The sequence below is a fragment of the Pseudomonas sp. MYb118 genome, from assembly GCF_040947875.1.
Taxonomy (GTDB): domain Bacteria; phylum Pseudomonadota; class Gammaproteobacteria; order Pseudomonadales; family Pseudomonadaceae; genus Aquipseudomonas.
In genome coordinates this window covers 1,466,233-1,482,633 of sequence record NZ_JBFRXN010000002.1, presented here as the reverse complement: position 1 = coordinate 1,482,633, position 16,401 = coordinate 1,466,233, and the positions used below count along the sequence as shown (strand labels likewise).

The following is a 16,401-nucleotide window of genomic DNA, read 5'->3' as shown; positions in this document are numbered from 1 at the left end:
ACAGCGTCATCGTTGACCTCCCATCGCGAGCAAGCTCGCTCCTACAGGAACCGCATATAACCCGCTATATAGCCGATAGATATTTATAAATTTGAATAAATATCGGTAAGTTATATATATCCAGGCAACAAATTAAGAACCGTGCCATGGCATTTAAATTGCCTCGAAAGATATGTGCCTTATTGTTACAGCGGTGCGTTCTATTTAGTAATTCATTATTCGCGGGGAGCTGAACGCTATTCGCCATGAGCGCCATTGAATCTGCCTTTCTGGCTTATCCTCCTCGGCTCGACCTCGGGCCGCAGCACACGCACGAACAACTGCTCAGCTCAATGCAGTCGACCATGGCGCGCCACAAGGGTGGGCCGGTCTGGCTGTTTGCCTATGGCTCTTTGATCTGGCGCCCTGAATGCGCGGCCGTTGAACGGGTGCGGGGGCGGGTACATGGCTACCATCGCGGTTTGTACCTGTGGTCCCACGAACATCGCGGCACGCCAGAGGTGCCGGGGCTGGTGTTCGGGCTGGATCGCGGGGGTTCTTGCAGCGGCTTTGCCTATCGCCTGCCGGAAGAGCAGCTCGAAGCTTCGCTCTATGCGCTATGGCAGCGCGAAATGCCGTTTCCTTCCTACCGCCCGCACTGGCTCAACTGCCGTCTTGAAGATGGCAATCAGGTTCAGGCGTTGGGGTTTGTCCTGGAGCGCCACTTGCCCAGCTATGCCGGCAATCTGCCGGATCATGTGCTGAGCCATGTGTTCGAAAACGCTTGCGGACGCTACGGCACGACTCGCGATTATGTCGAGCAGACCGCCAGCGCCCTGCGTAGCCACGCCATGCCAGACCGGAATCTGGAGGCGCGGCTCAAGCGTTGCAAATCAAAAACGGATCAAGCGGTGGCTTCGCGGGCCTGACTGGCCGCCTGTTTGTGCCACAGGGTCGGAGCCAGGAAAGCCATGGCCAGCAGGCAGGCGCCGATCAGCAGGACAAAACCGCCGTCCCAGCCAAAGTGGTCCACGGTGTAGCCCATGGCCGCACTCGCTGCGACTGAGCCGCCCAGGTAGCCGAACAACCCGGTGAAGCCCGCGGCGGTACCGGCCGCCTTCTTCGGTGCCAGTTCCAGCGCCTGCAAGCCGATCAGCATGACCGGGCCATAAATCAGGAAGCCGATCGACACCAGGGCGATCATGTCCACGGTCGGGTTGCCGGCCGGGTTCAGCCAGTACACCAGGGTCGCCACGGTCACCAGGGCCATGAACACCATGCCGGTCAGGCCACGGTTGCCACGGAAGATCTTGTCCGACATCCAGCCGCACAACAGCGTGCCCGGAATACCCGCCCACTCATAGAAGAAGTACGCCCACGAGGACTTGTCCACCGTGAAGCCCTTGGCTTCCTTGAGGTAGGTCGGCGCCCAGTCCAGCACGCCATAGCGCAGCAGGTAGACGAAGACGTTGGCCAGGGCGATGTACCAGAGCATCTTGTTGCGCAGCACGTACTTGACGAAGATTTCCTTGGCGCTGAATTCCTTCTCGTGGCTGGCGTCGTAGCCTTCCGGGTAGTCGTTCTTGTACTTCTCGATGGGCGGCAGGCCTACCGATTGCGGGGTGTCGCGCATGGTGGCGAACGCAAACACGGCCACCGCCAGGGCCACGGCTGCCGGCACATAGAATGCCGCGTGCCAGTCATTGAACAGGCCCATGCCGAGCAGGAACAGCGGGCCGATCAGGCCACCACCGACGTTATGCGCCACGTTCCACAGTGACACCACGCCACCGCGTTCCTTCTGCGACCACCAGTGCACCATGGTCCGGCCACTGGGCGGCCAACCCATGCCCTGGGCCCAGCCGTTGATGAACAGCAGGATGAACATGATGGTGACGCTGGACGTGGCCCAGTGTGTGAAACCGAAAATGAACATGACCGCCGCCGAGACCAGCAGACCGAACGGCAGGAAGTAGCGCGGGTTGGAGCGGTCGGAAACGATGCCCATCAGAAACTTGGACAAACCGTAGGCGATGGCAATCGCCGACAACGCCACGCCCAGCTCGCCGCGGGTGTAACCCTCTTCGATCAGGTAAGGCATGGCCAGGGAGAAGTTTTTGCGCAGCAGGTAGTAACCCGCATAGCCAATGAAGATGCCGGCGAAGATCTGCCAGCGCAGGCGTCGGTAGGTGCTGTCTATTTTTTCTTCAGGCAAGGGTGCCTGGTGCGAAGCAGGGCGAAAGAAAGCAAACATTCCAAGAGCTCCAGATTTCTTGTTTTGACTGCGGATGCGAATGTTACAGTTTCATTACCGAAAATAGCATCTGTTCGCATGACCAAACAGCGGAAAATGTTCGACATCGCACATTCCTTTACGAACATGTCGCTTCGGTGCACTTGGGAGGCGCTGCGGGAATTTTTACTTCGCGAGCATTGATGACGCAGCCACAGGCGGAGTAGGGCAGGTCTTTGCGAAACGTCCTGCAATCGAACAGGAAGCTGTCACGTTATGTGAAAAACCATCGGGTCTTAACCTTTTCGCACTGGCCGGATCTGGCTATGGGACGCGAGGGAGTGAGGTTATGCGGTGGTTTGTGGCGGCGGTTTTATGGGGTGTGTGCGGGGTTTTGAGCGCGGGGGAGGTGTTCCTGATTCCGGCGGATAATCCCAAGCCGATGTATCCGAGGCCGACCTATCGGGCGGGTATTGAAGGTGAGGTTCGGGTCAGCCTGTTCGTGAATGCTGATGGCACCGTCAGCCAGGTCACCGCTCCAAAGGACGCCCAACCCGAACTGGCCGAGGCTGCATTGACTGCGGTGAGGCAATGGCGATACGAGCCGTGGGAAGTCAGCGCCGAACGCCCGGCGCGGATCGAGGTGATTGCGCCGATGGTCTTCCGGCTGGATGACACTCCGCCGGTTCACGCCAACCAACCCTTGAAGAAGGTCCGATGTGCGGACCTGAGTCGTATGGCAAGCCGTTACATGGAGTACTTCTGGATCGACCTGCCGATGTTCAACTGGACCCGAAGCTACTTGACCCACTCCATCTCACCGTCGCAATTGTCGGATGAGAGGCGCCTGGAGTTGATCGCCAAACTCAATAGGGATGTGCCCAGCATTATTCGACGATGTAACTCGCACCCATCGAGTCGCGCTGTGCGCTTTTTTCCGAGAGAGGTTCGTGAGCTGCTTTAACAGTAAGTGCCTTGCGAGTTCTAAAAAAGAAAAAGCCAGGGCAACCCTATCCATTGCCCAGGCCTTCTACACATCAACCGAACCTCAACGCACCTGCACCACCACTTTCCCGACCGCCTTGCGCTGGCCAAGGTCATTGATCGCCTGCGCCGCGTTGTTCAGCGGGTAGACCTGCGACACGAGCGGTTTCAGTTTACCTTCGGCGTACCAGCCGAACAGTTGCTGGAAGTTGGCGGCGTTGTCCTGGGGCTGGCGCTGGGCGAAGGAGCCCCAGAACACGCCGACCACTGCGGCGCCCTTGAGCAGGGCGAGGTTTACCGGCAGGTCGGGGATGCGTCCGCTGGCGAAGCCGACTACCAGCAGGCGGCCGTTCCAGGCGATGGAGCGCACGGCCTGGTCGAACAGGTCGCCGCCGACCGGGTCGTAGATCACGTCGGCGCCCTGGCCGTCGGTCAGGCGCTTGATTTCGTCCTTGAGGCTGGTTTCGCTGTAGTTGATCAGTTCATCGGCGCCGGCGGCCTTGGCGGTGGCCAGTTTTTCAGCGCTGCCGGCGGCGGCGATGACGCGGGCGCCCATGGCCTTGCCGATTTCCACGGCGGCCAGGCCCACACCGCCCGAGGCGCCGAGTACCAGCAGGGTTTCTCTGGGTTGCAGGTTGGCCCGTTGCTTGAGGGCGTGCATCGAGGTGCCGTAGGTCATGCTGAAGCCGGCGGCGGTGTTGAAGTCCATGCCGGGCGGAACGGGCAGCACGTTATAGCCGGGCACCGCGACCTGCTCGGCGAAACTGCCCCAGCCGGTGAGGGCCATGACCCGGTCACCGACTTTCAGGTGGCTGACCTTTTCACCCACGGCGCTGACCACGCCGGCGGCTTCACCACCGGGGGAAAACGGGAAGGGCGGCTTGAACTGGTACTTGCCCTCGATGATCAGCGTGTCGGGGAAATTCACGGCGGCGGCGTGGACATCCAGCAGGATTTCGTTCTTTTTCGCGACAGGGCTGGCGACGTCTTCCAGCACCAGCGATTCGGCAGGGCCGAAGGCTTTGCACAGCACGGCTTTCATCAGGGCTATTCCTTTTGTTGTGATGGCCGATAAGTGTAGGTGTGAGTGTCGACGGGTCAACGAGCATGCCTGGCCCTGATAGTCAGCCATAAGCTTGTACTTGCGCGGCGGGCCGTTATGCTAGGCCGCAAACCGGATTGAGGAGCGAATTGTGAAAGCGTGGATCATGTTGTTGCTGGCCCTGTCTCTGCCTGTGGCCGCCGTGGCTGAAGAAGCCAAAGAAGGTGAGGCGGCACCCAAGGTCAATTACATCACCCTGACGCCGCCGTTCGTGGGCAACTACGGCCTGGACGGCACGCCGAAACTCAAGGTGTACAAGGCCGATGTGGCATTGCGCGTAACGGGTGACGAGGCGACCAAACTGGTGAAGGCCAACGAGCCGTTGATCCGCAACCAACTGGTGGCGCTGTTTGCCCAGCAGACCGGTGAGACGATGAACAACGTCGAGGCCAAGGAAAAGCTGCGTCAGGAAGCCCTGAAACAGACTCAGCAGATCATGAACGATGAAACCGGCAAGCCGGTAGTCGAGGACCTGCTGTTCAATAACCTGATCATTCAGTAACACCGATTCCTGTAGGAGCGAGCTTGTCGAGGCGTCGAACCGTCGCGAAAAGGTCGTCAACGATGATGCGGGCTGTCTGATTCCCCGCTGTGTCTGGGCCTTCATCGCGAGCGTGCTCGCTCCTACAGTTATCGCAGGGCGAGGACGGCGGCCCATTGCTCGGCGGTCACCGGCATCACCGACAGCCGCGAACCCTTCTGCACCAGGGGCATTTCTGCCAGCGCCGCCTGCTGCTTGAGAAAATCCAGCTTCAGCACCCGGGGAAACGTCTGGACATGCGCTACGTCAATGGCGCTCCAGGCGTTTTTCTCTACGCTGGCCTTCGGATCGTAATAATGACTCTCCGGCTCCAGGGCTGTCGGGTCGGGATACGCCGCTTTGACAATCTTGCCGATTCCGGCAATTCCGGGCTCCGGGCAGCTGGAATGGTAAAAAAAGAACTCGTCGCCCACCGCCATGGACCGCAGGAAATTGCGCGCCTGGTAGTTGCGAACGCCGTCCCAGCGCGCCTGACCGAGCTGCTCAAGGCCCTTGATCGAGAGTTCGTCGGGCTCGGATTTCATCAGCCAGTAGGCCATTGGATTTGCTCCTTGCGGATCGAGTGGGCAAGTTGTCGGGCAATTTTATGACAAACCGACGGTCGGTTGACGCCAGCGTTTGCGTGTCAGTTCACGTTGTCGCAAAATGCCGGCCTTCTTAGCTTGACACTGCTGCACGGCCTACACCTAAAACGGAAACCGCTGCTGTCATCGTGTTGATATGCCTTTGGGGGGCAGTCGATGAAACGCAAACCGGATTTACTATGGATTTTGGTTATTTTGTTTGGCCTGGGTGTCGTGACTACCGGCTATGCCCAAAGCTTGTGGAGCAGCAAGACCGACGCGCCGATTGAAATTGCCCAGCAACAGCAATCGACCGCCTTCAAGCGCTGATCCTGCCTTTCGGCGCCGCTGACTGCAGTGGCGCCTAGCCTGCGTAATACCAGGCCCTGTCCGTGACCGTTCCCTGCAACGGCACATCCCAGCTCGCCTGGGCCAATCGTTCGACCTTCTGACATTCATGGGCCAGCCCCAGCAGCGTCGGCTTGCGCCAGTTCTGACGGCGCGCCAGGTACGCCAGGCTGCGGTCATAGAAGCCGCCGCCCATGCCCAGGCGCCCGCCGACATCGTCGAACCCCACCAGCGGCAACAACACCAGATCCAGTGCCCAGACCTTGCGTTGGCGAGCGAGATTCGCCCGTGGCTCGAGAATGCGGAAACGGTTGGGCGTGAGCTTTTCGCCGGGGCGAATGCGCTGGAACACCATCTTGGTCCGTGGCCAGGCGCTGAGCACCGGCAGGTAAGTCGCCTTGCCGCGCCGTTGGGCGGCGCGCAGCAGGAGGCGTGGGTCGATTTCGCCATCGGTCGGCAAATACAGGGAGATGTGCCTGGCACGGCGGAACAGCGGCTGCTGGGCCAGTTGCCGGTACAGCCCACGAGCCGCCTGGCGCTGTTGGCTGGGTGTCAGCGCGCGGCGCGCCTTGCGCAGCATGCGTCGAAGTTGCGGGCGGGGTAGCAGCGCAGGTTCGCTCATGGATTCAAGGCTTCGGCAGTGAGGGCTGCGCCCATAAAAAAGCCGATGCCGGTGTTTGAACCGGCATCGGACTGGAATCAGGCTCCCCGGATGAACCGCTGCTGACTTAGCCCTTGAACCCGAAAGTTCAAGGTGGAAGATGCAGTAGGCTTTAAGGCTTTCCGTCTAGCGGACATGCACACCAGCCCAACGTGCAACCTCCAGGGTAGTGCGAATCGGCTCAGGGACGTGGTCAACTGGCAAGCACCCCAGGGAGTGATGCGAGTATAACCCAAGCGGCCAGGCGAATCAGCCCTTGGTGACGTCCGGATCGGTCGCCAGTACCAGATCGACGCGATCGAGCAGGTCACGCACCTGCTCGCGGGTGGCGCTGCTGACCGGCACATCCGGGCGTTCGGTCTTGTGCAGCATTTCGTGGGTGATGTTCAGCGCGGCCATCACGGCGATGCGATCGGCGCCGATGACTTTGCCGCTGCTGCGGATTTCGCGCATCTTGCCGTCCAGGTAACGGGCAGCGCTGACCAGATTGCTGCGCTCTTCCTGCGGGCAGATGATCGAGTACTCTTTGTCGAGGATCTGCACGGTGACGCTATTGCTTGAACTCATGAGTCTTGCTCCAGGGCCTTGAGGCGCGAAATCATTGATTCGACCTTACGCCGGGCGATTTCGTTCTTTTCAATGAGGTGAGCGCGTTCCTCGCGCCAGGTTTTTTCCTGAGCTAATAGGAGTGCGTTTTGACTCTTAAGTTGCTCGACCCGATCAATCAGCAGTTCGAGTCTGGCCATCAGCGCTTGCAGGTCGGTGTCTTCCATTGTGTCCACTGAAAATGTCTGATGGGGGACGAACCCTGTAGGAGCGAGCTTGCTCGCGATGAACCTGAGAACGCCGCAGGGTGTCAGGACTCCTGCGTTATCGTTGACGACCATCGCGAGCAAGCTCGCTCCTACAGAGGAGTCGATGTAGGATACAAGGCCTTCATTCTAGACATTGCGCCGTCTGGCGCCTAGCTGCCCATGCCTATTCAGAACTCCCCATACCAAGCCTTCGCCACCCTGCTGACCTCCAGCGGCCACAACGTCTCGCCCGCCGAACTGCATGGCCTGCTCCTCGGGCGCAGTTGCGCCGGTGCCGGCTTCGATGCCGAAGGCTGGCTGATCGACGCCGCCGAGCTGCTGGAAAACGAGCCTTCCGACAACGTACGTAACGCCTTGATCGGCCTTCAGGAAATGGTCAAGGGCGAACTCACCGGCGACGACGTGACCGTGGTCCTGCTGCTGCCGACCGATGACGCGCCGCTGGCCGAACGTGCCGCCGCACTGGGCCAATGGTGCCAGGGCTTCCTCAGCGGTTTCGGCCTGAACTGCCGCGACAGCAGCATGCTGAGCACCGAGGCCACCGAAGTGTTGCAGGATCTGTCTGCGATCTCCCAGGTGCAAGATGCTTTGGAAGAGTCCGACGACGGCGAAAACGACTATATGGAAGTCATGGAGTACCTGCGCGTCGCGCCGCTGTTGCTGTTCTCCGAAACGCGCAAGGCCGATACGCCGGCTGCTGCCAAACCGTCGTTGCATTAATCGAAAGCCAGGAAAAGCCATCTGCCCATGATCCATATCCCGAAAGCGGAATACGGCCGTCGCCGCAAGGCCCTGATGGCGCAGATGGAACCCAACAGCATCGCCATACTGCCCGCCGCCGCGGTGGCCATCCGCAATCGTGACGTCGAGCATGTCTATCGCCAGGACAGCGACTTCCAGTACCTCAGCGGCTTCCCCGAACCGCAGGCCGTCATCGTGCTGATGCCCGGCCGTGAGCATGGCGAGTACATCTTGTTCTGCCGTGAGCGCAATGCCGAACGTGAACTCTGGGACGGCCTGCGCGCCGGCCAGGAAGGCGCGATCCGCGACTTCGGCGCCGACGACGCGTTCCCCATCACCGACATCGACGACATCCTGCCGGGCCTGATCGAAGGGCGCGACCGGGTGTACTCGGCCATGGGCAGCAACCCCGAGTTCGACCGCCACCTGATGGACTGGATCAACGTGATCCGCTCCAAGGCGCACCTCGGTGCCCAGCCGCCGAACGAATTCGTTGCGCTGGATCATCTGCTGCATGACATGCGCCTGTATAAATCGGCGGCGGAAGTGAAGGTGATGCGCGAAGCTGCGCGGATTTCCGCCCAGGCGCATATCCGGGCGATGCAGGCCAGCCGGCCGGGGCTGTATGAATTCAGCCTCGAAGCCGAGCTCGACTACGAGTTTCGCAAGGGCGGGGCGAAGATGCCGGCCTACGGCTCGATCGTCGCGTCCGGGCGCAACAGCTGCGTGCTGCATTACCAGCAGAATGACGCGGTGCTCAAGGACGGCGACCTGGTGCTGATCGACGCCGGATGCGAAATCGACTGTTACGCCAGCGACATCACCCGTACCTGGCCGGTCAACGGCAAGTTCAGCGCCGAGCAGAAGGCGATCTACGAGCTGGTGCTGGCCTCGCAACAGGCAGCTTTTGCCGAGATCGCGCCGAACAGGCACTGGAACCAGGCGCACGAAGCCACGGTCCAGGTGATTACCGCCGGGCTGGTGAAACTGGGCCTGCTGCAGGGCGACGTCGACGAGTTGATCGCCAGCGAAGCCTATAAGGCGTTCTACATGCACCGCGCCGGCCACTGGCTGGGGATGGATGTGCATGACGTGGGCGAGTACAAGGTCGGCGGCGAATGGCGCGTGCTGGAAGTCGGCATGGCGCTGACCGTGGAGCCGGGGATCTACATTGCCCCGGACAACCAGAACGTTGCGAAGAAATGGCGCGGCATTGGCGTGCGCATCGAGGACGATGTAGTGGTCACCAAAACCGGCTGTGAAATCCTGACCCATGGCGTGCCGAAAACGGTCGCCGAAATCGAGGCCCTGATGGCCCAAGCGCGGACACAAGCGGCATGAGTCGAGTCAATCTGGCAATTATCGGTGGCGGTCTGGTCGGTGCCAGCCTGGCCTTGGCGTTGCAGGCCGGGGCCAAGGCCCGCGGCTGGAAGATCGTGCTGATCGAACCGTTCGCCCCGGGCAACAGTTATCAGCCGAGCTATGACGCCCGTTCTTCGGCGCTGTCCTACGGTGCCAAGCAGATTTATCAGCGGTTGGGCCTGTGGCAGGAGATCTCCCGCCGCGCCGAGCCGATCAAGCAGATTCATGTGTCCGACCGTGGCCGCTTCTCTACCGCGCGCCTGTCGGCGATGGAAGAGGGCGTACCGGCCCTGGGCTATGTGGTGGAAAACGCCTGGCTGGGCCAATGCCTGTGGCAAGGGCTGGACAAGGATGTGGTGACCTGGCGCTGCCCGGCGGAAGTCACGCGCATGGAGCCGTTGACCGACGGCTACCGCCTGACCCTCAACGACGAAACCACCCTGGAGTGCGACCTCGCGGTGCTCGCCGATGGCGGCCGCTCCGGCCTGCGCGAGCAATTGGGGATTGGTGTGCGCCAGCGCCCGTACAACCAGAGCGCGCTGATCGCCAACATCACCCCGAGCGAAGCGCACAACGGCATGGCCTTCGAGCGTTTCACCGATGACGGCCCGATGGCCTTGCTGCCCCTGGCGGACAACCGCTGCGCGCTGGTCTGGACGCGCTTGGGCATGGACGCGCAACGGCTGGCGGCGCTGGATGAACGCAGCTTCCTCAGCGAATTGCAGAACGTCTTCGGCTACCGCCTGGGCACCTTGAAACAAGTGGGCGCGCGGCACCTCTACCCGCTGACGCTGATCGAGGCCGAAGAGCAGGTGCGCCCGCATCTGGCGGTACTCGGCAACGCCGCCCACAGCCTGCACCCGATTGCCGGCCAGGGTTTCAACCTGTCGCTGCGCGATGCCCAGGCCCTGGCCGATGCATTGCTGGCCAGCGACAAGCCGTTGGGCGACTTTGCCACGCTGCAGGCCTACCGCGAGCGCCAGCGCCTGGACCAGAACCTCACCGTGGGTTTCTCCGACCAGGTCACGCGTCTGTTCGGCAGCACACTGCCGCTGGTGTCGCTGGGCCGCAACATCGGCCTGCTTGGCCTTGATCTGTTGCCGCCGGCCAAGCGCTGGTTCGCCCGCCAGGCCATGGGCCTGGGTACCCGTCCCGATGCGTAAGTGGCTGACAGACAAGGTTGGCAAGGCGCGGCTGCTGCGTTGGCTGATGACGTTCTACCCGCCGTACTTCGGGGCAGGCGTGCGGGTGCGGCACATCAGCGACGACTTCCGTGACATCCAGGTGTCCATGGGGCTGGGCTGGTACAACCGCAATTACGTCGGCACCCAGTTCGGCGGCAGCCTGTATTCGATGGTCGATCCGTTCTACATGCTGATGCTGATGGAAAACCTCGGGCGCCATTACATCGTCTGGGACAAGGCGGCCGACATCGACTTCATTTCGCCGGGCAAGGGCCCGGTGTTCGCCAGTTTCAGGATCGACGAGACCCTGCTCGACGAGATTCGCCGGCAGACGGCGACGGGCGACAAGTACCTGCCGCAAATGCAGGTGGATATTCACGACGGCGCCGGCACTCTGGTAGCGCGGGTGCGCAAAACCCTTTACGTGCGGCAAAAGCCGCAAACGAGACAGGCTTAAAGCATGGATATGCGCGCAGATCTGCTGATTGTCGGTGCCGGAATGGTCGGCAGCGCCCTGGCGCTGGCGTTACGCGACAGCGGGCTGGACATCCTGCTGCTCGACGGCAGCCCGATGACCGTCAAACCCTACGATGCACAGGCACCGTTCGAACCGCGGGTGAGCGCCCTGTCGGCGGCCAGCCAACGGATTCTCGAACGCCTGGGCGCCTGGGAAGGCATCACCCAGCGGCGCAGCAGCCCCTACACCGACATGCAGGTGTGGGATGGCAGCGGCACCGGGCAGATCCACTTCAGTGCGGCCAGCGTACATGCCGACGGGTTGGGGCATATCGTCGAAAACCGGGTGGTTCAGGACGCCTTGCTCGACCGCCTGCACGACAGCGACCTGGGCCTGTTGGCCGGTGCGCGGCTGGAGCAGATGCGTCGCTCCGGCGATGACTGGCTGCTGACCCTGGTCGATGGCCGCACGTTGCGCGCACCGCTGGTGATCGCTGCCGACGGCGCCAACTCGGCGGTGCGGCGCCTGACCGGCGTGGCCACCCGCGAATGGGATTACCTGCACCACGCCATCGTCACCAGCGTACGCAGTGCCAATCCGCACCAGATGACCGCCTGGCAACGTTTTACCGACAACGGCCCGCTGGCGTTCCTGCCACTGGTGCGCGACGGCCAGCAGGATTGGTGTTCGATCGTCTGGTCGACGACCCCCAGCGAGGCCGAACGCTTGATGGCGCTGGACGACGAAAACTTCTGCCGCGAACTGGAACGGGCCTTCGAAGGTCGCCTGGGGCCGGTGCTCAGCGCCGACCCGCGCCTGTGCGTGCCGCTGCGCCAGCGCCATGCCAAGCGTTACGTGGCCGAGGGCCTGGCGCTGATCGGCGACGCCGCCCACACCATTCACCCGCTGGCCGGGCAGGGTGTGAACCTGGGCTTCCTCGATGCGGCGGTACTTGCCGAAGTGCTGCTGCAAGCGAGCGAACGCGGTGAACGCCTGGCGGACACCAAGGTGCTCAGCCGCTTCGAGCGCCGGCGCATGCCGCACAACCTGGCGCTGATGGCGGCGATGGAGGGCTTCGAACGCCTGTTCCAGGCCGACCCGCTGCCGCTGCGCTGGCTGCGCAATGCCGGGCTCAAAATGGTCGATCAGATGCCGGAGGCCAAGGCATTGTTCGTGCGAGAGGCGCTGGGGTTGACTGGGGATCTGCCGGCATTGGCAAAGGCCTGAGATTTTCGCTGGGGCTGCTCTCCTTGTGGGAGCGAGCCTGCTCGCGATGGGGATTTATCAGTCGATACATCATTGAATGATCCACCGCTATCGCGAGCAGGCTCGCTCCCACAGGCTCTCTGAGCTTGCCTGTGCAACATCTGGTAACTCCTCCGCCAACTGTTCGATTGAGTCGCTAAATGTGAGTCCTTATCATTTGGCCTCACTTTTCCAATCGAGAGATGACTCCCATGTTGGCATCGAAGCGTCTACTGACGGCACTCGCCCTGACCCTGATCGGCAGCACCGCCGCCCAGGCCGCTGATGAGGTGGTGGTCTACTCCTCGCGTATCGACGAGCTGATCAAGCCAGTGTTCGATGCCTACACCGCGAAGACCGGGGTGAAGGTCAAGTTCATCACCGACAAGGAAGCGCCGTTGATGCAGCGCATCAAGGCCGAAGGCGAGAACGCCACCGCCGACCTGCTGCTGACCGTCGATGCCGGCAACCTCTGGCAGGCCGAGCAGATGGGCATCCTGCAGCCCTTCACCTCGAAGACCATCGACGCCAACATTCCGCTGCAATACCGCTCGTCCAGCCACGCCTGGACCGGCCTGAGCCTGCGCGCGCGGACCATCGCCTATTCCACCGAGCGTGTTAAACCGGGCGAGTTGACCACCTACGAAGCCCTGGCCGACAAGAACTGGGAAGGCCGCCTGTGCCTGCGTACGGCGAAGAAGGTCTACAACCAGTCGCTGACCGCCACCATGATCGAAACCCACGGCGCCGAGAAAACCGAGAAAATCCTCAAGGGCTGGGTCAACAACCTGTCCACCGATGTGTTCTCCGACGACGTCGCGGTGCTGGAAGCCATCAACGCCGGCCAGTGCGATGTCGGCATCGTCAACACCTACTACTACGGCCGCCTGCACCAGCAAAAGCCGGACCTGCCGGTGAAGCTGTTCTGGCCCAACCAGGCGGATCGCGGCGTGCACGTGAACCTGTCGGGCATCGGCCTGACCAAACATGCGCCGCATCCGGAAGCGGCCAAGGCGCTGGTGGAGTGGATGACCACACCTGAAGCGCAGAAAATCTTCGCTGACGTGAACCAGGAGTTCCCGGCCAACCCGGCCGTTCAGCCATCGGCCGAAGTGGCGGCGTGGGGCAAGTTCGTCGCCGACACCCTGCCGGTGGAAGTGGCAGGCAAGCGCCAGGCCGAAGCCATCCGCATGATGGATCGGGCTGGCTGGAACTGACGTCACCGTTATACTGCGCGTCCTGATCGTGCCCACGCCTGACGTGGGCACGTTCATTTTTCGACGAGAATTTTTCCTTGGCTCACCCCGCCCAACGCCGCTGGTATCCCCTGGTCTTCGCCATCGCTGCGTTGGTCCTGCTGCCCCTTAGCGTTCTGCTGCTGTCCTGGCAAACCATCGATCAACAGATCTGGTCCCACCTGTGGGAAACCCAGATGCCGCGCCTGCTGGGCAATACGCTGACCCTGGTGCTGGGTGTCGGTGCCGGCGTGACGTTGCTGGGTGTCAGCCTCGCCTGGCTCACCAGCCTCTGCGAGTTTCCCGGACGCAAATGGCTGGATTGGGCGTTGATGCTGCCCTTCGCGATTCCTGCCTACGTGCTGGCGTTCGTCTTCGTCGGCCTGCTGGATTTCGCCGGTCCCGTGCAGACGCTGCTGCGCGAATGGTTCGGCAGCGGCTTGCGGCTGCCGCGCGTGCGGTCCACCGGCGGCGTCATCTTTGTGCTGGTGCTGGTTTTCTACCCGTACGTCTACCTGCTGGCGCGCACCGCGTTCCTCGCGCAGGGCAAGGGCCTGATGGAAGCCGCGCGGGTCCTCGGGCAATCGCCGTGGCAGGCGTTCTGGCGCGTAGCGCTGCCGATGGCGCGGCCGGCGATCGGCGCGGGTGTCGCGCTGGCGCTGATGGAAACCCTGGCGGATTTCGGTGCGGTGTCGGTGTTCAACTTCGATACGTTCACCACGGCCATCTACAAGACCTGGTACGGCTTCTTCAGCCTGTCCAGCGCCGCGCAACTGGCCAGTCTGTTGCTGCTGGTGGTGATGCTGGTGCTCTACGGAGAGCGGCGTGCCCGTGGCGCCAACCGGGCGAGTAACGAGCGACCTCGGGTCAAGGCGCTGTATCACCTGCACGGGTTCAAGGCGCTGGCGGCGATGAGCTGGTGCGGCCTGGTGTTCGCGTGTGCCTTCGTCATCCCGATGCTGCAACTGCTGGTGTGGTTCTGGCAGCGCGGCCGTTTCGACCTGGACGAGCGTTACACCGGGTTGATTATTCATACGCTGTACTTGGGCGGCATGGCAGCGCTGATTACGGTCGCGGTCGCGCTGGTGCTGGCGTTCGCCGGCCGCCTGGCGCCGACACGGGCGATCCGTTCCGGCATCAGCCTGGCGAACCTCGGGTATGCGCTGCCGGGTTCGGTGCTGGCGGTGTCGATCATGCTGGCGTTCAGTTACCTGGATCGCACACTGGTGATCCCCGTCTCCGGCTGGCTGGGCGGCGCCGGCAAGCCCTTGCTGCTGGGCAGCCTGTCGGCCCTGTTGCTGGCCTATCTGGTGCGATTCATCGCCGTGGCCTTCGGCCCGCTGGAAAACAGCCTGGCGCGAATACGGCCATCTTTGCCCGAAGCGGCACGTAGCCTCGGCGTCAGTGGGCCACGACTGTTTTTCAAAGTGTATCTTCCGCTGTTGTTGCCGGGGACCTTGAGCGCCGCGTTGCTGGTGTTCGTCGACGTGCTCAAGGAAATGCCCGCCACCCTGCTGATGCGCCCGTTTGGCTGGGACACTCTGGCCGTGCGGATCTTTGAAATGACCAGTGAAGGGGAGTGGGCGCGAGCGTCATTGCCGGCCCTGACTCTGGTTTTGGTCGGGTTGTTGCCGGTCATCGGGTTGATCCGGCGTTCGGCCCATCAAAACAGCTAGGTGCCAGTCCTACACCTTGCGGCTACAATGCGCGGCATTCGGTGCGGTCCGTCTGACAGACCCGGTGGCTGAAATCGGCTGAAAGCCTCTTGTACCAGGACGCTTATCCCGCGCAGCGCCGGCCCGTACCCTCGCCAAGCCCGGAAGGAGAAACCCATGGGACAGCGTACGCCTCTGTATGACCTTCACCTCGCCCTGGGCGCGAAGATGGTCGATTTTGGCGGTTGGGACATGCCTTTGCATTACGGCTCGCAGGTCGAGGAGCACCATCAGGTGCGCCGCGATTGCGGTGTTTTCGATGTCTCGCACATGACCGTGATCGACATCAGTGGTGCACAGGCCAAGGCCTGGCTCCAGCATTTGCTGGCCAATGACGTCGAGCGCCTGCACAGCGCCGGTCGCGCCTTGTACAGCACCATGCTCAATGAGCGTGGCGGCATCGTCGATGACATGATCGTCTACCGGCTCGATGACGGTTATCGCCTGGTGGTCAACGCCTCCACCCGCGACCAGGACCTGGCGTGGATGCAGGCCCAACTCGACGGTTTTGACGTGCGCCTGCACGAACGCCAGGAGCTGGCGATGCTGGCGATTCAGGGACCCCATGCCAGGCACAAGATTGGCGAGCTGGTCACCCAGTCGCGCAGCAATCTGATTCAGCTGCTCAAACCCTTCGAAGGCCAGCCCGACGGTGACTGGTTCATCGCCCGCACCGGCTACACCGGCGAAGACGGGTTGGAGATCATCCTGCCAGCCGATCAGGCCCCCGGTTTCTTCAACGACCTGGTGGGCGCGGGTATCTCGCCGATCGGACTCGGTGCGCGCGATACGCTGCGGGTCGAGGCCGGCATGAACCTGTATGGCCAGGATATTCACCAGGACGTTTCGCCGCTGGCGTCGAACATGGCCTGGAGCATTGCCTGGGAACCGGCCAGTCGCCAGTTCATCGGGCGTGCGGCCCTGGAGGCCGAACAGGCTGCTGGCGTGCAGCACAAACTGGTGGGGCTGGTGCTCGAGGAACGCGGTGTTTTGCGTGCCCATCAGGTGGTTCGCATCGCCAATGTTGGCGAAGGGGAGATCACCAGTGGTAGTTTCTCTCCTACGCTTAGCAAGTCGATTGCACTGGCGCGCGTGCCGATGGCGACCGCCGACCGCGCGGAAGTGGAAATCCGTGGCAAATGGTACCCGGTCCGGGTGGTCAAGCCGACCTTCGTCCGCCATGGCAAAACCTTGATCTAATCTATTCCGGCGGGCAACGACCGCTGACAATTTCCT

The 16,401-nt window shown here is 62.1% G+C and carries 18 protein-coding genes and 1 other RNA gene; 12 read left to right on the top strand and 7 right to left on the bottom strand.

Going from position 1 to position 16,401, the window contains the following annotated elements; translation table 11 throughout:
• Positions 1–245 precede the first annotated feature (245 nt).
• The gene (locus tag ABVN20_RS12680) at positions 246–908 is read left to right on the top strand and encodes a gamma-glutamylcyclotransferase (RefSeq protein ID WP_368555993.1); all 663 of its coding nucleotides are present in this window, start codon (positions 246–248) and stop codon (positions 906–908) included.
• On the opposite strand, the gene glpT is transcribed toward ABVN20_RS12680, so the two are convergent.
• Complete coding sequence (glpT, locus tag ABVN20_RS12675; protein ID WP_368555991.1) at positions 884–2,233, bottom strand: glycerol-3-phosphate transporter; 1,350 nt, start codon at positions 2,231–2,233, stop codon at positions 884–886. The genes ABVN20_RS12680 and glpT overlap by 25 nt on opposite strands.
• A gap of 328 nt (positions 2,234–2,561) precedes the next feature.
• Here glpT and ABVN20_RS12670 point away from each other — a divergent pair, with 328 nt between their 5' ends.
• A complete protein-coding gene (locus ABVN20_RS12670) occupies positions 2,562–3,176 on the top strand; it encodes an energy transducer TonB (RefSeq protein ID WP_368555988.1) in 615 nt (204 codons plus the stop codon).
• 84 nt (positions 3,177–3,260) lie between these two features.
• Here ABVN20_RS12670 and ABVN20_RS12665 read toward each other — a convergent pair whose 3' ends face one another.
• Complete coding sequence (locus ABVN20_RS12665) at positions 3,261–4,238, bottom strand: NADPH:quinone oxidoreductase family protein (RefSeq protein WP_368555987.1); 978 nt, start codon at positions 4,236–4,238, stop codon at positions 3,261–3,263.
• Between the two features lie 151 nt (positions 4,239–4,389).
• Between ABVN20_RS12665 and ABVN20_RS12660 the strand changes: the two genes are divergently transcribed.
• On the top strand, positions 4,390–4,800 hold the full coding sequence (locus ABVN20_RS12660; protein ID WP_368555985.1) for a flagellar basal body-associated protein FliL: 411 nt from the start codon (positions 4,390–4,392) through the stop codon (positions 4,798–4,800).
• A gap of 128 nt (positions 4,801–4,928) precedes the next feature.
• On the opposite strand, the gene ABVN20_RS12655 is transcribed toward ABVN20_RS12660, so the two are convergent.
• The gene (locus tag ABVN20_RS12655; RefSeq protein WP_368555984.1) at positions 4,929–5,378 is read right to left on the bottom strand and encodes an EVE domain-containing protein; all 450 of its coding nucleotides are present in this window, start codon (positions 5,376–5,378) and stop codon (positions 4,929–4,931) included.
• Positions 5,379–5,579: 201 nt separating this feature from the next.
• Here ABVN20_RS12655 and ABVN20_RS12650 point away from each other — a divergent pair, with 201 nt between their 5' ends.
• Complete coding sequence (locus ABVN20_RS12650; RefSeq protein WP_368555983.1) at positions 5,580–5,732, top strand: hypothetical protein; 153 nt, start codon at positions 5,580–5,582, stop codon at positions 5,730–5,732.
• Positions 5,733–5,766: 34 nt separating this feature from the next.
• On the opposite strand, the gene ABVN20_RS12645 is transcribed toward ABVN20_RS12650, so the two are convergent.
• The 4 genes from ABVN20_RS12645 to ABVN20_RS12630 form a co-directional block, all read right to left on the bottom strand.
• Entirely contained in the window at positions 5,767–6,372 is a 606-nt protein-coding gene (locus ABVN20_RS12645) for a 5-formyltetrahydrofolate cyclo-ligase (RefSeq protein WP_368555982.1), read from the bottom strand.
• Between the two features lie 79 nt (positions 6,373–6,451).
• A non-coding RNA gene (gene ssrS / locus ABVN20_RS12640) (6S RNA) lies at positions 6,452–6,630 on the bottom strand.
• A gap of 30 nt (positions 6,631–6,660) precedes the next feature.
• Complete coding sequence (locus tag ABVN20_RS12635; protein ID WP_368555980.1) at positions 6,661–6,978, bottom strand: cell division protein ZapA; 318 nt, start codon at positions 6,976–6,978, stop codon at positions 6,661–6,663.
• On the bottom strand, positions 6,975–7,184 hold the full coding sequence (locus tag ABVN20_RS12630) for a TIGR02449 family protein (RefSeq protein ID WP_044466189.1): 210 nt from the start codon (positions 7,182–7,184) through the stop codon (positions 6,975–6,977). The genes ABVN20_RS12635 and ABVN20_RS12630 overlap by 4 nt, the downstream gene beginning before the upstream one ends.
• A 201-nt stretch (positions 7,185–7,385) precedes the next feature.
• On the opposite strand from ABVN20_RS12630, the gene ABVN20_RS12625 reads away from it, so the two are divergent.
• From ABVN20_RS12625 to gcvT, 8 genes are all read left to right on the top strand, one after another.
• The gene (locus tag ABVN20_RS12625) at positions 7,386–7,946 is read left to right on the top strand and encodes a YecA family protein (protein WP_368555979.1); all 561 of its coding nucleotides are present in this window, start codon (positions 7,386–7,388) and stop codon (positions 7,944–7,946) included.
• 27 nt (positions 7,947–7,973) lie between these two features.
• Positions 7,974–9,308, top strand: a complete 1,335-nt coding sequence (gene pepP, locus ABVN20_RS12620) for a Xaa-Pro aminopeptidase (RefSeq protein WP_368555978.1) — start codon at positions 7,974–7,976, stop codon at positions 9,306–9,308.
• Complete coding sequence (gene ubiH / locus ABVN20_RS12615) at positions 9,305–10,492, top strand: 2-octaprenyl-6-methoxyphenyl hydroxylase (RefSeq protein ID WP_368555977.1); 1,188 nt, start codon at positions 9,305–9,307, stop codon at positions 10,490–10,492. Before pepP ends, ubiH begins: the two co-directional genes overlap by 4 nt.
• Complete coding sequence (locus ABVN20_RS12610) at positions 10,485–10,970, top strand: DUF4442 domain-containing protein (protein WP_368555976.1); 486 nt, start codon at positions 10,485–10,487, stop codon at positions 10,968–10,970. The genes ubiH and ABVN20_RS12610 overlap by 8 nt, the downstream gene beginning before the upstream one ends.
• Before the next feature lie 9 nt (positions 10,971–10,979).
• A complete protein-coding gene (locus tag ABVN20_RS12605; RefSeq protein WP_368557703.1) occupies positions 10,980–12,197 on the top strand; it encodes a 2-octaprenyl-3-methyl-6-methoxy-1,4-benzoquinol hydroxylase in 1,218 nt (405 codons plus the stop codon).
• 230 nt (positions 12,198–12,427) lie between these two features.
• Positions 12,428–13,432, top strand: coding sequence for an extracellular solute-binding protein (locus ABVN20_RS12600; RefSeq protein ID WP_368555975.1), 1,005 nt, complete (start codon positions 12,428–12,430; stop codon positions 13,430–13,432).
• 77 nt (positions 13,433–13,509) lie between these two features.
• Positions 13,510–15,126 carry an ABC transporter permease gene (locus ABVN20_RS12595; protein ID WP_368555974.1) on the top strand — a complete coding sequence of 539 codons (1,617 nt, stop codon included), beginning with the start codon at positions 13,510–13,512 and terminating at the stop codon, positions 15,124–15,126.
• Between the two features lie 156 nt (positions 15,127–15,282).
• Complete coding sequence (gene gcvT, locus ABVN20_RS12590) at positions 15,283–16,365, top strand: glycine cleavage system aminomethyltransferase GcvT (protein ID WP_368555973.1); 1,083 nt, start codon at positions 15,283–15,285, stop codon at positions 16,363–16,365.
• Positions 16,366–16,401: the final 36 nt, after the last annotated feature.

Excerpts from the sequence above, each read along its gene's own strand:
- ABVN20_RS12680 (WP_368555993.1), top strand. The coding sequence starts at position 246 with ATGAGCGCCATTGAATCTGCCTTTCTGGCTTATCCTCCTCGGCTCGAC.
- glpT (WP_368555991.1), bottom strand. The coding sequence starts at position 2,233 with ATGTTTGCTTTCTTTCGCCCTGCTTCGCACCAGGCACCCTTGCCTGAA.
- ABVN20_RS12670 (WP_368555988.1), top strand. The coding sequence starts at position 2,562 with ATGCGGTGGTTTGTGGCGGCGGTTTTATGGGGTGTGTGCGGGGTTTTG.
- ABVN20_RS12665 (WP_368555987.1), bottom strand. The coding sequence starts at position 4,238 with ATGAAAGCCGTGCTGTGCAAAGCCTTCGGCCCTGCCGAATCGCTGGTG.
- ABVN20_RS12655 (WP_368555984.1), bottom strand. The coding sequence starts at position 5,378 with ATGGCCTACTGGCTGATGAAATCCGAGCCCGACGAACTCTCGATCAAG.
- ABVN20_RS12650 (WP_368555983.1), top strand. The coding sequence starts at position 5,580 with ATGAAACGCAAACCGGATTTACTATGGATTTTGGTTATTTTGTTTGGC.
- ABVN20_RS12645 (WP_368555982.1), bottom strand. The coding sequence starts at position 6,372 with ATGAGCGAACCTGCGCTGCTACCCCGCCCGCAACTTCGACGCATGCTG.
- ABVN20_RS12635 (WP_368555980.1), bottom strand. The coding sequence starts at position 6,978 with ATGAGTTCAAGCAATAGCGTCACCGTGCAGATCCTCGACAAAGAGTAC.
- ABVN20_RS12630 (WP_044466189.1), bottom strand. The coding sequence starts at position 7,184 with ATGGAAGACACCGACCTGCAAGCGCTGATGGCCAGACTCGAACTGCTG.
- ABVN20_RS12625 (WP_368555979.1), top strand. The coding sequence starts at position 7,386 with ATGCCTATTCAGAACTCCCCATACCAAGCCTTCGCCACCCTGCTGACC.
- pepP (WP_368555978.1), top strand. The coding sequence starts at position 7,974 with ATGATCCATATCCCGAAAGCGGAATACGGCCGTCGCCGCAAGGCCCTG.
- ubiH (WP_368555977.1), top strand. The coding sequence starts at position 9,305 with ATGAGTCGAGTCAATCTGGCAATTATCGGTGGCGGTCTGGTCGGTGCC.
- ABVN20_RS12610 (WP_368555976.1), top strand. The coding sequence starts at position 10,485 with ATGCGTAAGTGGCTGACAGACAAGGTTGGCAAGGCGCGGCTGCTGCGT.
- ABVN20_RS12605 (WP_368557703.1), top strand. The coding sequence starts at position 10,980 with ATGCGCGCAGATCTGCTGATTGTCGGTGCCGGAATGGTCGGCAGCGCC.
- ABVN20_RS12600 (WP_368555975.1), top strand. The coding sequence starts at position 12,428 with ATGTTGGCATCGAAGCGTCTACTGACGGCACTCGCCCTGACCCTGATC.
- gcvT (WP_368555973.1), top strand. The coding sequence starts at position 15,283 with ATGGGACAGCGTACGCCTCTGTATGACCTTCACCTCGCCCTGGGCGCG.